The 13,952-nt window shown below is 65.1% G+C and carries 12 protein-coding genes; 11 read left to right on the forward strand and 1 reads right to left on the reverse strand.

Annotated elements, in window-relative coordinates; genetic code table 11:
- Positions 1 to 185: 185 nt before the first annotated feature.
- From ABIB80_RS31255 to ABIB80_RS31290, 8 genes are all read left to right on the forward strand, one after another.
- Complete coding sequence (locus ABIB80_RS31255; RefSeq protein WP_007596745.1) at positions 186 to 1,388, forward strand: pyridoxal phosphate-dependent aminotransferase; 1,203 nt, start codon at positions 186 to 188, stop codon at positions 1,386 to 1,388.
- 426 nt (positions 1,389 to 1,814) lie between these two features.
- On the forward strand, positions 1,815 to 2,294 hold the full coding sequence (locus ABIB80_RS31260; RefSeq protein WP_007596744.1) for a DUF992 domain-containing protein: 480 nt from the start codon (positions 1,815 to 1,817) through the stop codon (positions 2,292 to 2,294).
- A 152-nt stretch (positions 2,295 to 2,446) separates the two neighbouring features.
- Positions 2,447 to 4,495, forward strand: coding sequence for an elongation factor G (locus ABIB80_RS31265; RefSeq protein WP_007596743.1), 2,049 nt, complete (start codon positions 2,447 to 2,449; stop codon positions 4,493 to 4,495).
- A gap of 286 nt (positions 4,496 to 4,781) precedes the next feature.
- Positions 4,782 to 5,054 carry a helix-turn-helix domain-containing protein gene (locus tag ABIB80_RS31270; RefSeq protein ID WP_007596742.1) on the forward strand — a complete coding sequence of 91 codons (273 nt, stop codon included), beginning with the start codon at positions 4,782 to 4,784 and terminating at the stop codon, positions 5,052 to 5,054.
- Between the two features lie 109 nt (positions 5,055 to 5,163).
- Positions 5,164 to 6,918, forward strand: coding sequence for a SulP family inorganic anion transporter (locus ABIB80_RS31275; protein WP_354128952.1), 1,755 nt, complete (start codon positions 5,164 to 5,166; stop codon positions 6,916 to 6,918).
- A 92-nt stretch (positions 6,919 to 7,010) separates the two neighbouring features.
- Positions 7,011 to 7,844: a shikimate dehydrogenase gene (locus ABIB80_RS31280; RefSeq protein ID WP_007596732.1), complete on the forward strand. Its 834-nt coding sequence runs from the start codon at positions 7,011 to 7,013 to the stop codon at positions 7,842 to 7,844.
- 67 nt (positions 7,845 to 7,911) lie between these two features.
- Entirely contained in the window at positions 7,912 to 8,538 is a 627-nt protein-coding gene (locus ABIB80_RS31285) for a hypothetical protein (protein WP_007596731.1), read from the forward strand.
- 15 nt (positions 8,539 to 8,553) lie between these two features.
- Positions 8,554 to 9,177 carry a single stranded DNA-binding domain-containing protein gene (locus tag ABIB80_RS31290; RefSeq protein ID WP_354128953.1) on the forward strand — a complete coding sequence of 208 codons (624 nt, stop codon included), beginning with the start codon at positions 8,554 to 8,556 and terminating at the stop codon, positions 9,175 to 9,177.
- A 154-nt stretch (positions 9,178 to 9,331) separates the two neighbouring features.
- On the opposite strand, the gene ABIB80_RS31295 is transcribed toward ABIB80_RS31290, so the two are convergent.
- Complete coding sequence (locus tag ABIB80_RS31295) at positions 9,332 to 10,468, reverse strand: alpha-hydroxy acid oxidase (protein WP_007596727.1); 1,137 nt, start codon at positions 10,466 to 10,468, stop codon at positions 9,332 to 9,334.
- A gap of 131 nt (positions 10,469 to 10,599) precedes the next feature.
- On the opposite strand from ABIB80_RS31295, the gene ABIB80_RS31300 reads away from it, so the two are divergent.
- The 3 genes from ABIB80_RS31300 to ABIB80_RS31310 all read left to right on the forward strand — a co-directional run bounded on the left by ABIB80_RS31300 (position 10,600) and on the right by ABIB80_RS31310 (position 13,805).
- The gene (locus ABIB80_RS31300; protein ID WP_007596725.1) at positions 10,600 to 10,767 is read left to right on the forward strand and encodes a hypothetical protein; all 168 of its coding nucleotides are present in this window, start codon (positions 10,600 to 10,602) and stop codon (positions 10,765 to 10,767) included.
- A 218-nt stretch (positions 10,768 to 10,985) separates the two neighbouring features.
- Complete coding sequence (gene glmM, locus ABIB80_RS31305; RefSeq protein WP_007596723.1) at positions 10,986 to 12,329, forward strand: phosphoglucosamine mutase; 1,344 nt, start codon at positions 10,986 to 10,988, stop codon at positions 12,327 to 12,329.
- 228 nt (positions 12,330 to 12,557) lie between these two features.
- Positions 12,558 to 13,805: an MFS transporter gene (locus tag ABIB80_RS31310; RefSeq protein ID WP_007596721.1), complete on the forward strand. Its 1,248-nt coding sequence runs from the start codon at positions 12,558 to 12,560 to the stop codon at positions 13,803 to 13,805.
- Positions 13,806 to 13,952: the final 147 nt, after the last annotated feature.

The following is a 13,952-nucleotide window of genomic DNA, read 5'->3' on the forward strand; positions in this document are numbered from 1 at the left end:
GGATTTGCCCGGCAAAGTTGCGGAAAATTGCGGAAAGTCACGCCTTGATGCGCGCCAGACACGTAAACTTTTGCGGGATCGGACCGAAGTTTCTTGCGGCGCAACGGCACTCGTTTTAGGGTGGCTCATTCCCACAATCGGAGTCGTGAAGCCAAAGGGTTCACGACGCTTGTCAGGAGATGACGATGTCCTTCCTTGCCGCTGCGCTCGACCGTGTGAAGCCGTCCGCGACCATCGCGGTCACGGATAAAGCACGTGCGCTGAAAGCGGCGGGCCGCAACGTCATCGGCTTAGGTGCCGGCGAGCCCGACTTCGACACGCCCGCGAACATCAAGCTGGCCGCGATCCACGCCATCGAAGCCGGCAAGACCAAGTACACCGCGGTCGACGGCATTCCCGAGTTGAAGGAAGCCATCATCGCCAAGTTTCAGCGCGAGAACGGCGTCGTCTACAAGGCGAACCAGATCATCGTCGGCACCGGCGGCAAGCAGGTGCTCTACAACGCGCTGATGGCAACCATCAATCCGGGCGACGAGGTGATCATCCCCGCACCGTACTGGGTCAGCTATCCCGAGATGGTGGCGCTCGCCGGCGGCGAGCCGGTGCCGGTGGTCTGCACCGCCGCGACCGGCTTCAAGCTCCAGGCCGAGGCGCTCGAGCGCGCGATCACGCCGAAGACCAAATGGGTGATCCTGTGCTCGCCGTCGAATCCGACGGGAGCTGCCTACACCAGGACCGAGCTGAAGGCGCTCACCGACGTGCTGGTGAAGCATCCTCACGTCTGGGTCATGACCGACGACATGTACGAGCATCTCGTCTATGACGATTTCCAGTTTACCACGGTCGCGCAGGTCGAGCCGAAACTCTACGATCGCACGCTCACCGTGAACGGCGTGTCGAAGGCCTATTGCATGACCGGCTGGCGCATCGGCTATGCCGGCGGTCCGGCGCAGCTGATCAAGGCGATGTCGACGATCCAGTCGCAGTCGACCTCGAACCCGTCGTCCATTGCGCAATGGGCCGCGGTCGAGGCGCTGAACGGTCCGCAGGACTTCATCCCGGCCAACAACAAGGTGTTCAAGGAGCGTCGCGACCTCGTCGTCTCCATGCTCAACCAGGCCAAGGGCATCGAATGCCCGCGGCCCGAGGGCGCCTTCTACGTCTATCCGTCCTGCGCCGGCACCATCGGCAAGACCGCGCCGTCGGGCAAGGTGATCGACAATGACGAGACGTTCGTGACCGAACTGCTGGAGACCGAAGGTGTCGCCGTGGTGCAGGGCTCGGCGTTCGGCCTCGGCCCCGCGTTCCGTATCTCCTACGCGACCAAGACCTCCGACCTCGAAGACGCCTGCAAGCGCATCCAGCGCTTCTGCGGCAATCTGCGGTAAGGCTGTCGCGACAGTGCAAATTGGAAAGGCCCGCTTCGCGCGGGCCTTTTTTATGGGTGCTTCGATGAGTGAAGTTGGATGGACTATTGCTTGGGCCGATGCTGTGCCCTGCCCCTCACCCGGATCGCTTGGCGCGCACTTGCGCGCCAAAGCGATCCGACCTCCCCCCGCAAAGAGCAGGGAGAGGTTAAGGGCGCTCGCGGCGTCCCGTTGAAGTTCGATGGGCCCATGAAGTGAGGGACACACTGCTCGTGCACTCCCTCGCCCCGTTCTTACGGGGAGAGGGTGGGGTGAGGGGCTCTCTCCGCGAACTCGCTTTTAGACGCGTTCGATCTGGCACACGCAAAACTATTGTGGCATAGACCATCGCGCATCACGGGTGGGGCGCTCTCTCTGCTCGCATCACATTCATCGCCGGAGATATTCATGCGCCGTTCACTCCTCCTCGCCGGGCTTGCCGTTGCGAGCTTCGTTGCCTCCGTTGTGGGCGCCAGCGCGCAGTCCCGGATGGTGCAGGTGGGCGTGCTCGAATGCCGCGGCGGCGCCAGCGTAGGCTTCATCGTGGGATCGGTAACCAATCTCGGCTGCGTGCTGCGCGTCGATGGTTTGCCGGACGACCGTTACGTCGCGACGATCCGCAAGGTGGGCCTCGACCTCGGCATCACCCAGGAAACGGCACTCGCCTGGGGCGTGTTCGCGCCGGTGAACCGGCTCGGCCCGGGCGACCTCGCCGGCACCTACGCCGGTGCGCAGGGCAGCGCATCGGTCGGCGTCGGCCTCGGCGGCAACGTGCTGGTCGGCGGCTCCAATAATTCGATCGCGCTCCAGCCACTCAGCGTGCAGGGCCAGGTCGGCCTCAACGTCGCCGCCGGCCTCGAGAGCCTGGAACTCCACCCGGGCCGTTGACAACTCCCGTGTGCGAATCGCGTCGCTCCGACGCGATTCCGGCAACGACGCACCGCAGCGACGTTTGATGCTTGCCAAATCTCGGGGACGGGCAGAGCATCGGCGTTTGCCGACCCAATCATGGGCCGAGCTCCACACCAAGGAGGCGGCGAATGGGACAAGACGTCAGAAGTCCCCGAGGTCCACGGTGCATCGCGCTGGTGGGCCCTTTCCAAAGCGGTAAAACCACACTTCTCGAAGCCATCCTGGCGCGAACCGGCGCAATCCCGCGCGCCGGCAGCGTCGACGCCGGAACCTCCGTCGGCGACGCCGCGCCAGAGGCCCGTCATCACAAGATGACCGTCGGGCTGACTGCCGTCACCACGAGTTTCATGGGCGACAGCTACACCTTCCTCGATTGTCCCGGTTCCGTCGAATTTGCCCACGACATGCGCGCCGCGCTGCCCGCGGTCGATGCCGCAATCGTGGTCTGCGAAGCCGACGAGAAGAAGCTGCCGCAGCTTCAGATCATTCTGCGCGAGCTGGAAGAACTGAAGATCCCGCGTTTCCTGTTCCTCAACAAGATCGACCGCGCCAACAAGCGCATCCGCGAGACGCTCGAGATACTCCAGCCCGCCTCGCGCGTGCCGCTGGTGCTGCGCCAGATCCCGATCTGGAAGGACGAGCTGATCGAGGGCTTCGTCGATCTCGCGCTGGAGCGTGCGTTCATTTACCGCGAGCACAAGGCCTCCGAAGTCGTCGCGCTCCAAGGCGGCGATCTCGATCGCGAGAAGGAGGCCCGCTTCTCGATGCTGGAGAAGCTCGCCGATCATGACGATGCGCTGATGGAGCAGCTGCTCGAGGACATCCAGCCGCCGCGCGACGCCGTGTTCGACGATCTCGCGCGCGAATTGCGCGACGGGCTGATCTGCCCCGTGCTGCTGGGCGCCGCCGCACGCGAAAACGGCGTGCTGCGTTTGATGAAAGCGCTGCGCCACGAGGCGCCCGGTATCGCGGAGACCGCAAAGCGTCTCGGCGTTCCCGAGACCAGAGACGTCCTCGGCTTCGTCTTCAAGACTCTGCATTCGCAGCACGGCGGCAAGCTCTCGCTGACGCGGATGCTCGCGGGCCATCTCGACGACGGTGCTACGCTGCAATCCTCCTCCGGCGGGGTCAGCCGCATCTCCGGCATCCTCGCCGTCACCGGGGCCTACGACACCAAGCGTGCCGCGGCGGAAGCCGGCGACACGGTGGCGCTCGCTAAGCTCGACCCGATCAAGACCGGCGACACGGTTTCGAACGGCAAGACCCCGCCGGCAGCGCTTGCCGCCAGCGAGCCCACTCCGCCGGTGCTCGCGATCTCGGTTGCGGCCACCGACCGCAAGGACGACGTCAAGCTCGGTCAGGCGCTGATGCGGCTGCACGAGGAGGATCCCTCGCTCGTCTTCGTGATGAACGCCCAGACCCACGACACCGTGCTGTGGGGTCAGGGCGAGATGCACTTGCGCGTCGCGAGCGAGCGGCTGCGCGATCGTTTCGGCGTCAAGGTCGCCTCGCATCCGCCTGCGATCGGCTATCAGGAAACCATCCGCAAGCCGATCGTCCAGCGCGGCCGCCACAAGAAACAGTCCGGCGGGCATGGCCAGTTCGGTGACGTCGTGCTCGACATCAGGCCGCTGCCGCGCGGCGAGGGCTTCAAGTTCGCCGAGAAGGTGGTCGGCGGCGCGGTGCCGCGCAACTACATCGGCGCGGTGGAAGAGGGCGTCGTCGACGGGCTCGCCCGCGGCCCGCTCGGTTTCCCGGTCACCGATTTGCAGGTGACGCTGACCGACGGCTCCTATCACAGCGTCGATTCCTCCGACCTCGCCTTCCGCACGGCGGCGCGGGTCGGGCTCACCGAGGGCCTGCCGCAATGCCAGTCGGTGCTGCTGGAGCCGATCCACGTGGTCGAGATCGTCTGCCCGACCGACGCCACCGCCAAGATCAACGCGATCCTATCGGCACGGCGCGGCCAGATCCTCGGCTTCGACACCCGCGACGGCTGGAGCGGATGGGACTGCGTCCGCGCCATGATGCCGGAAGCCGAGATCGGCGAGTTGATCGTCGAACTGCGCTCGGCCACGGCAGGCGCCGGCAGCTTCACCCGCCAGTTCGACCACATGGCCGAAGTCACGGGGCGCGCCGCCGACCAGATCATCGCCGCGCATCAACACGCGGCGTGAGTCTGTCTCTCGCGCAGTAAGGGGAGCACGCTCTCTCACCCCCTCTCCCCGTTCTTTACGGGGAGAGGGTGGGGTGAGGGGCTGCCTCGCCACCCCGTCATTGCGAGCGCAGCGAAGCAATCCAGAATCCCTCCGCGGGGACAGCCTGGATTGCTTCGCTGCGCTCGCAATGACGGTGGAGACAGACGGGAGCGATAAAGTGCTTGCGCACGGCCTTGAATGATGTATTTTACATCATTGTACATGCTTCAGATATTACTTATAAAGGCTGAAACGTGAGGCCAAGGTGATCACGTCGTTCCAGATGCGGGCAGCGCGCGCGCTGCTCGGCATTGACCAGAGGGCCTTGGCGGAGCTCGCAGGCGTTTCGCTGCCGACCATTCAGCGGATGGAGGCGAGCACCGGCAACGTCCGCGGCGTGGTCGAGACCTTGATGAAGGTGGTCGAAGCCTTTGATCGGGCCGGCGTCGAGCTGATCGGCGAACAGGTGCGCAGCGAAGGCGGCGGACGCGGCGTTCGGCTCAAGGAGCCGGGGCCGCCGCGTCGGGTGGGAGCATGATCCCGCAATGATCATGCTCGGAAGCAGTCTTGACTAACGCACCGTCGCGCCCCGATACGCGGCCGCACGATGCATCGGAGCGTTGTGGGCAGCGGAGCATCTTGCTGAAATGAGCATCACAGGCGAACACGCAGGCAAGCTGCACCAGCTTCGTCGGCCGACCTTTACCGAACTCTATTTGCCAAAGCTCGTCACCGTATGGCGCGAGGGCTACGGCCTAGCGGATTTCCGCGCTGATGTGTTCGCGGGCCTCACGGTCGCGATCGTCGCGCTGCCGCTGTCGATGGCCATCGCGATCGCCTCGGGCGTGACGCCGGACCGCGGACTCTACACCGCGGTGGTTGGCGGCTTCATCGCATCGCTGCTCGGCGGCAGCCGGTTCCAGATCGGCGGTCCAGCCGGAGCCTTCATTGTGCTGGTTGCGGCGACCGCCGATCGTCACGGCGTCGACGGGGTCATCCTCGCCACGCTGATGGCGGGGCTGTTCCTGATCGCCGCCGGCTTCCTGCGCGTCGGGACTTACATCAAGTTCATCCCCTATCCGGTCACGGTCGGCTTCACCGCCGGCATCGCCGTCATCATCTTCGCAAGCCAGCTGCGCGACCTCGCAGGGATCACGCTGGCGGGCAAGGAGCCCAGCGAATTCGTGCCAAAACTCGCAGCGCTGGCCGCAGGCTTGCACAGCGTCAATCCGTCAGCGCTGGCGGTTGCGATCGTCAGCATCGCCATCATCGCCGGCCTGCGACGCTGGCGGCCGTCCTGGCCGGGCATCCTGATCGCGGTCGTGCTCGCGGCGGTCGCATGTGCCGTGCTGTCGCTGCCGGTCGAGACCGTCGGATCGCGCTTCGGCGGCATTCCGCGCGAACTGCCCTCGCCGGCCTTGCCTGCGTTCTCGCTCGCGAAGGCGAGTGCCGTGCTGCCGGATGCGATCTCCTTCGCGCTGCTCGCCGCCATCGAATCGCTGCTGTCGGCGGTGGTGGCCGACGGCATGACCGGACGCCGTCACCGCTCCAATTGCGAGCTGGTGGCGCAAGGTGCCGCCAATGTCGGCTCGGCGCTGTTCGGCGGCATTTGTGTCACGGGGCTGATCGCGCGTACCGCGACCAACATCCGTGCCGGCGCGCGCGGGCCGCTCGCGGGCATGCTGCATTCGGTCTTCCTGCTGCTGTTCATGCTGATCGCAGCGCCGCTCGCGAGCTACATCCCGCTGGCCGCGCTCGCCGCTGTGCTCGTCGTGGTGGCCTGGACCATGGCGGAGAAGCACGAATTCGCGACGCTGCTGCGCTCGTCATGGGGCGATGCCGTCGTGCTGCTCGCAACCTTCCTGCTCACCATCTTCCGCGATCTGACCGAAGGCATTTTGGTCGGCTTCGCGCTTGGCGCGGTCCTGTTCATCCATCGCATGGCGGAAATGACCGGCATCGAGGAACGTTCGCCGCTGGTGGCCGCCGATCGTCCCGACGACGATAATGGCGGGCGCGTGCCCTACGACCCCGCCCTCGCGGTCGATCGCGACGTGCTGGTCTATCGCATCACCGGCGCATTCTTTTTCGGTGCAGCCTCGGCGATCGGCGGCGTGCTCGACGGCATCGCCGACAAGCGCAAGGGATTCGTGGTCGATTTCGCCGCGGTGCCGTTCCTGGATTCGACCGCGGCCAACGTGCTCGGCCGCGTCGCCGCCAAGGCCCACCGCCAGGGCATCCGGCTGTTCATCACGGGGGCATCGCCAACGGTTCGCCGCGCGCTGCTCACCCATGGCGTCACGCCGCCACGCGCCCGCTATCGCGAGACCATCGCGCGTGCGGTCGCCGACATCAAGGGCGGTGCGGCGCATCCCGCGGCCGGTCAGGCGGGCACGACCTGACGTCGAGCCTCTCCCGAGACGCCCGCGCGCTTGACAGGGCCTGCGGGACGCGAAATGGATCGCCTCCGAAACGACCCTAGGGGAGGACGACCGTGACCAAGGCTCCCGCAGCCTGTCTGATCGGATGGCCGGCTGCGCATTCGCGCTCGCCGCTGATCCATCGTTACTGGCTGCGCACGCTCGGGATCGAGGGTGGCTATGTCATCGAGGCGGTTCCACCCGACAATTTGCGCGACTTCGTGCTGCGGCTGTCGCTGCGCGGCTTCGTCGGCGCCAACGTCACCATCCCGCACAAGGAGGGCGTGCTCGAGCTCTCGACGCCCGATGCCCGCGCGCGGGCGGTCGGTGCGGCCAACACGCTGTGGTTTGCGGACGGCGAGCTGCGCTCGACCAACACCGACGTCGAGGGCTTTATCGGCAATCTCGATGCCAGCGCGCCCGGCTGGGACGCAGCCGAAGAGGCGCTGGTGCTGGGCGCCGGCGGCTCCTCGCGCGCCATCGTGTTCGGGTTGCTCGAACGCGGCATCAGCTGCGTGCATCTCGCCAATCGCACCATCGCCCGGGCCGAGATGCTTGCACGCGAGTTCGGGCCGAAGGTGCATCCTGTTGCCTGGGACGGGATCGACGACATCCTGTCGCGTGCAAGACTTCTCGTGAACACGACCTCGCTCGGCATGCACGGCCAGCCTTCACTCGACCTTGACGTGGCGCGCCTGCCGGATGGCGCCGTGGTCGCCGATCTCGTCTATGTCCCGCTGGCGACGCCGCTGCTCGCGGCCGCAAAGGCGCGCGGGCTGAAGACCGCCGACGGGCTCGGCATGCTGCTGCATCAGGCGGTCCGCGGCTTCGAGCTGTGGTTCGGCCAGCGGCCGCAGGTCACGGCCGAGCTGCGTGCGCTGGTCGAGGCCGATCTCACAAAGACTTGAGAGAATAGCGCGTAACCTCCGGAGTTCTATGTCCGTAAGGGGACAATAGGGACAATCGGAGACCATCATGTCTGTTCAACGTGCAACTTTCACACGTCCGCTCATTGCCGTCGCGATGGTGGCCGTCTCGACCCTCTCGGCACTTGCGCAAAGGGCGCCGGTGCCGACGCGCGTCCGCGGCACGATCGAAAGCGTCAATGGCGACACGATGCAGGTCAAGGCGCGCAGCGGCGAGGATGTCAAGCTGCACATCGCCTCCGACGTGAACGTGTCGGGCATTACCAGGATTTCACTTGCCGACATCAAGCCCGGCTCCTTCGTCGGCGCCACCACCGTGCCGGGACCGGACGGTGGCGCGAACGCGGTCGAGGTCCACGTGTTTCCGGAGAGCATGCGCGGCACCGGCGAGGGCTCGCGACCTTATGACCTCAAGCCCAACTCCAGCATGACCAATGCAACCGTGTCGGAGAGCGTCGTCGGCAATGACGGCCATACGCTGCTGGTCAAGTACAAGGACGGCGAGAAGAAGGTGTTCGTCGCCGACAATACGCCGGTGGTGACCTTCGTGCCCGGCGACAAATCCGATCTGAAGGCCGGCGCCAAGGTGATCGCCTTCATGAAGCAGCTGCCGGACGGCTCGTTCGAAACCAACCGCGTCAGCGTCGGCCGCGACGGCCTGACGCCGCCAATGTAAATGGAGACTAACAACATGTCGAAGAGAAGCTGGATATCACGCATTGGCATGGCCGCATTCGCGGCCTGCATCGTCACGTCATCCGCCCTGGCGCAGCAGACGCCGACGGTGCGCATCCGCGGCACCATCGAGAGCGTCGACGGCAACACGCTCGGCATCAAGACCCGCGAAGGCAGCGACGTGAAGGTGCGCATGACCGACAACGTCGCCGTCTTCGCGGTGGTGAAGACGTCGTTGTCGGAGATCAAGGACGGCTCCTATATCGGCGTCACCGGCCTGCCGGAGCCCGACGGCACTCAGAAGGCGATCGCGGTGCACATCTTCCCCGAAAACCAGCGCGGCGCGGCCGAAGGCTTTCGTCCCTGGGACGCGCGCGCCAACTCGACCATGACCAACGCCACCGTGGCGCAGACGGTGAAGGGCACCGACGGCCAGAACATCACGGTCAAGTACAAGGACGGCGAGAAGAAAGTCGTGGTGCCTCCGGACACGCCGATCGTCACCTTCGTCGCCAGCGACAAATCCGAGCTCAAGCCCGGCGCCAAGCTGATCATTTTCGGCGCGGTGAAGAAGGACGATGGTTCGCTGGAAGCCAACCGCGTCAACGTCGGCCGCGATGGGGTGACGCCGCCGATGTGAGGAGCGCGCCAAGCGGAGATTTGTAGGGTGGGTTAGGCGAAGCCGTAACCCACCATGCTTCCGCAAATGCGGACCGAAGTTGGTGGGTTACGCTCAGCGACCGCGCTTCGCGCAGCCGCAGAGCTAACCCACCCTACAGCACTGCCGCTGCGGTTCACATCGCAATGATATGTTCGTCGATCTCGTCAATCCTGTTGACGCCGCACAGGCCCATGGTGGTGAGCAGCTCCTTCTGGATGATGTCGATCGCCTTGGCGACGCCGGCCTGGCCGCCGGCGCCCAGGCCATAGGCGTAAGCGCGGCCGATCATGCAGGACTTTGCGCCGAGCGCGAGCGCGCGCATCACGTCTTGACCGGAGCGGATGCCGCCGTCGAACATGATCTCCATCCTGTCACCGACCGCCTCGGCGATCTCGGGCAGCACCTCGATCGATGACGGCGCGCCGTCGAGCTGACGGCCGCCGTGGTTCGATACGACGAGAGCCTGCGCGCCGGTCTTGGCGGCTTCCTCCGCGTCCTCGACGTCCAGAATGCCCTTGATGATCAGCTTGCCCGGCCAGATGCTGCGGACCCACTCGACGTCCTTCCAGTTCAACGACGTGTCGAACTGCGACGCCGTCCACTCGGCGAGGCGATTGAGATCCCCGGTGTTCTTCACATGTCCGGCGATGTTACCGAAGGTGCGGCGCTTGCCCCGGAGCACGCCCGACACCCAGGTCGGCTTGGTGGCAAAGTCGATCAGCTTCGAGAGCGACCATTCCGGCGGAACCGTCATGCCGTTCTTGATGTCGGCGTGGCGCTGGCCGATGACCTGGAGATCGACTGTCAGCACCAGCGCGGAGCATTTCGCCGCGATCGCGCGCTGGATCAGTTCCTTGATGAAGCCGCGGTCCTTCATCACGTAGAGCTGGAACCAGAACGGCTTCTCGACACTGGCCGCGATGTCTTCGATCGAGCAGATCGACATCGTCGACTGCGTGAACGGGATACCGGCGGCTTGCGCGGCGCGGCAGGCATGGATCTCGCCATCGCCATGCTGCATGCCGAGCAGGCCTACCGGCGCGAGTATCAGCGGCATGGTCGAGGGCTCGCCGAGGATCGTGGTCGCGGTGTCGCGTTTGGAGACGTCGACCAGGATGCGCTGGCGGAACTTGATGGCCTGCATGTCATCGCGGTTGGCGCGCAGCGTTTCCTCGGCGTAGGAGCCGCGGTCGCAATAATCGAAAAACGCCTTCGGCACGCGGCGCTGATGCAGTGTGCGAAGATCGTCGATACAGGTGATGTGCTTCATGAACGTTTCCCCGGCCCGTCTTCTATCAAGAGTCTTGTACTGGAAGACTCTTGCATCGGAAGATCGAGGGGTCATCTAGCATGGTTGGATGCACAGCCAAATCGTTTGAAAATCTTTTGGAGGAGGGCGCCATGACCAGGCCGCACACCGGACCGACGCCGGAGGAGATCAAGGAGAAGCATGATCTCGAGGAGGCGCTGGAAGAAGGTCTGGAAGAGACCTTTCCGGGCTCCGATCCCGTCAATGTCACCCAGCCGGCGCCGAGCCGCGGGGACGGCCATGTGAAGCGCTCGGACTAGGCGCGGTTCCGCCCTGTTCCGGCGTCCTCACCGGAAATATAACGTTAACAAGGCGTTATCGGGGCCGGGGTACGTCCGGTTCCGTAATGATTCATCATATTTTTTGAAGCCAAGTTAGCCGCGATGGCTTTATAAGACCTCAGCAAATCAGGGATGCGGGTCCCGCCAGGGCACCCGCAGGTTGTCTTGGGATCCCTGGTTGTCGCGTGGGGGACGATATGAGCCGCAAATATTTCGGGACGGACGGGATCCGGGGCCGCGCCAACGGGCTGATCACGCCGGAGCTCGCGCTCAAGGTCGGCCAAGCCGCAGGCCTGGCGTTTCAGCGCGGTGACCACCGCCACAGGGTCGTGATCGGCAAGGACACCCGCTTGTCCGGCTACATGATCGAATACGCCATGGTTGCGGGCTTCACCTCGGTCGGCATGGATGTGCTGCTGGTCGGCCCGATGCCGACACCGGCGGTCGCGATGCTGACCAAGTCGATGCGCGCCGATCTCGGCGTGATGATCTCCGCGTCGCACAACCTGTTCGAGGACAACGGCATCAAGCTGTTCGGCCCGCAGGGCTTCAAGCTCTCCGACGACGTCGAGAAGCAGATCGAGCAGCTGCTCGACGAGCCCATCGACAAGCGTCTTGCCCAGAGCGCCAGCCTCGGCCGCGCCCGCCGCATCGATGGCGTGCATGATCGCTACATCGAATTCGCCAAGCGCACGCTGCCGCGCGATCTGTCGCTCGACGGCCTGCGCGTCGTGGTCGATTGCGCCAACGGCGCCGCCTACAAGGTGGTACCGGAAGCGCTGTGGGAGCTGGGCGCCGACGTGATTGCGATCGGAGTCGAGCCCGACGGCTTCAACATCAACAAGGAATGCGGCTCCACCTCGCCGGAAGCGCTGTCGAAGAAGGTGCGCGAGATGCGCGCCGACATCGGCATCGCGCTCGACGGTGACGCCGATCGCGTCATCCTGGTCGACGAGCGCGGCCACATCGTCGATGGCGACCAGCTGCTCGCGGTGATCGCGCAGAGCTGGAAGGAAGACGGCCGGCTGTCGCGATCGGGCATCGTCGCCACCGTGATGTCGAACCTCGGGCTCGAGCGCTTCCTCAATGCGCAGGGGCTCGATCTCGTGCGCACGCCGGTCGGCGATCGCTACGTGCTCGAGCAGATGCTGAACGGCGGCTACAATCTCGGGGGCGAGCAGTCCGGCCACATCATCCTGTCCGACTACGCCACCACCGGCGACGGCTTCGTGGCCGCATTGCAGGTGCTTGCCGTGGTGCAGAAGCTGCGCCGGCCGGTGTCGGAAGTCTGCCACCGCTTCGATCCGCTGCCGCAGATTCTGAAGAACGTCCGTCACAAGGGCGGCAAGCCGCTCGACAATTCCGACGTCAAATCGGCGATCTCCGACGGCGAGCAGCGGCTCAACGGCCACGGCCGCCTGCTGATCCGCTCCTCCGGCACCGAGCCGGTGATCCGCGTCATGGGCGAGGGCGAGGATCGCATCCTGGTCGAGGACGTCGTCGACACCATCGTTTCCGCACTCGGGCAGGCCGCGGCCTGAGGCGCATCGCGAAGCACGATCGTAGCCCGGATGGAGCGCAGCGAAATCCGGGATTCGTGCAACGGGCGAACGGCCCCGGATTGCGCTGCGCTCCATCCGGGCTACGAACTCCCTCAGGCGGGAAGAGCGAAGCGCATCCCAGCCATCGACGATTGGCGGTGGATCGCTCGCCGCGCGCAGCGTAACTAGCTTGTCGCGGCAATCTGCCGCGCCGGCCGGGATGCTCCATTGAACAAGCCAGTCGTCGTCTCAGAGGAAACGCTGACCGAGCCCGTCATCGTCAGCGACGTGGCATCCGCCGCCAAGGCCGCAGGGCCGGCCTATGTCGTGCTTGCCGGCATCAGCTTCTCGCACTTTCTCAACGACACCATGCAGTCGCTGATCGCTTCCGTGTATCCGATCCTGAAGGACACCTACGCACTCGACTTCGCGCAGATCGGCATGATCACGCTGGCCTTCCAGTTCACGGCCTCGCTGCTCCAGCCGGTGGTCGGCCACTACACCGACAAGAAGGCGCAGCCCTATTCGCTGTCGATCGGCATGGCCTCGACCTTCTTCGGTCTGCTGCTGCTCAGTGCCGCCCACCAATATCTGGTCATCCTCGTCGCCGCCGCGCTGGTCGGCCTCGGCTCGGCGGTGTTTCACCCGGAATCGGCGCGCATCGCGCGGCTCGCCTCCGGCGGCCGCTACGGTTTTGCGCAATCGGTGTTCCAGCTCGGCGGCAGTTTTGGCACCTCGATGGGACCGGTGCTCGCCGCGCTCATCGTCGTGCCGTTCGGGCAGGGCAGCATCGCCTGGTTCTCCTCGATCGCCTTCCTCGCGATCCTCATCCTCTGGCGCATCGGCCGCTGGTACGAACCGCAGATCAAGGCGAAGAAGACCGCGGTCGCTCAAGCCCATCCCGACGCGCCGAGCTCGCGTCGCGTCGTCGTTGCGCTCCTCGTGCTGGTCGCGCTGCTGTTCTCGAAACAGCTCTACGTCTCGAGCCTGTCGAGCTACTACATCTTTTATCTGATCGACCGCTTCGGCGTGTCGACGCAAGCCGCGCAGATGTATCTCTTCATTTTCCTCGCCGCGAACGCGGTCGGCGCTTTTCTCGGTGGTCCCCTGGGCGATCGCTTCGGCCGCAAGATCGTGATCTGGATCTCGATCCTGGGGGCGCTGCCGTTCACGCTGGCGCTGCCCTATGCCGGGCTCTATGCGAGCGCGGTGCTATCAGTGATCATCGGCCTGATCATCTCCTCGACGACGTCATCGATCATCGTGTTCGCGCAGGAGCTGGTGCCGCATCGCTTCGGCATGATCTCCGGCGTGTTCTTCGGTGTCGCCTTCGGCATCGGCGGCTTGGGCGCCGCCGTGCTCGGCAAGCTCGCCGACCACACCTCGATCGCGTTCGTCTACCAGGTCTGCGCTTACCTCCCGGCGATCGGCCTGCTTGCGGTGTTCCTGCCCAAGCTGCCGCGGCACGCGCGTTAACATATCCTGTCTTGCTGCAACGCGGCTTCATACATCGTTAGGAAATGCGGCGACGGCGTCGTATTTGCGCTGCATTTTTGCAACGCTCGCGCCGCACGCGCGTGTGCAGTTAGAAAAAATCAACCTTAAAAATTAGGGTTAAGTGGC

Origin of the sequence: Bradyrhizobium sp. i1.15.2, from assembly GCF_040548425.1 — a bacterium.
Taxonomy (GTDB): Bacteria; Pseudomonadota; Alphaproteobacteria; order Rhizobiales; family Xanthobacteraceae; genus Bradyrhizobium; species Bradyrhizobium canariense.

Coding starts and splice junctions, on each gene's coding strand:
- ABIB80_RS31255 (WP_007596745.1), top strand. CDS start 186: ATGTCCTTCCTTGCCGCTGCGCTCGACCGTGTGAAGCCGTCCGCGACC.
- ABIB80_RS31260 (WP_007596744.1), top strand. CDS start 1,815: ATGCGCCGTTCACTCCTCCTCGCCGGGCTTGCCGTTGCGAGCTTCGTT.
- ABIB80_RS31265 (WP_007596743.1), top strand. CDS start 2,447: ATGGGACAAGACGTCAGAAGTCCCCGAGGTCCACGGTGCATCGCGCTG.
- ABIB80_RS31275 (WP_354128952.1), top strand. CDS start 5,164: ATGAGCATCACAGGCGAACACGCAGGCAAGCTGCACCAGCTTCGTCGG.
- ABIB80_RS31285 (WP_007596731.1), top strand. CDS start 7,912: ATGTCTGTTCAACGTGCAACTTTCACACGTCCGCTCATTGCCGTCGCG.
- ABIB80_RS31290 (WP_354128953.1), top strand. CDS start 8,554: ATGTCGAAGAGAAGCTGGATATCACGCATTGGCATGGCCGCATTCGCG.
- ABIB80_RS31295 (WP_007596727.1), bottom strand. CDS start 10,468: ATGAAGCACATCACCTGTATCGACGATCTTCGCACACTGCATCAGCGC.
- ABIB80_RS31300 (WP_007596725.1), top strand. CDS start 10,600: ATGACCAGGCCGCACACCGGACCGACGCCGGAGGAGATCAAGGAGAAG.
- glmM (WP_007596723.1), top strand. CDS start 10,986: ATGAGCCGCAAATATTTCGGGACGGACGGGATCCGGGGCCGCGCCAAC.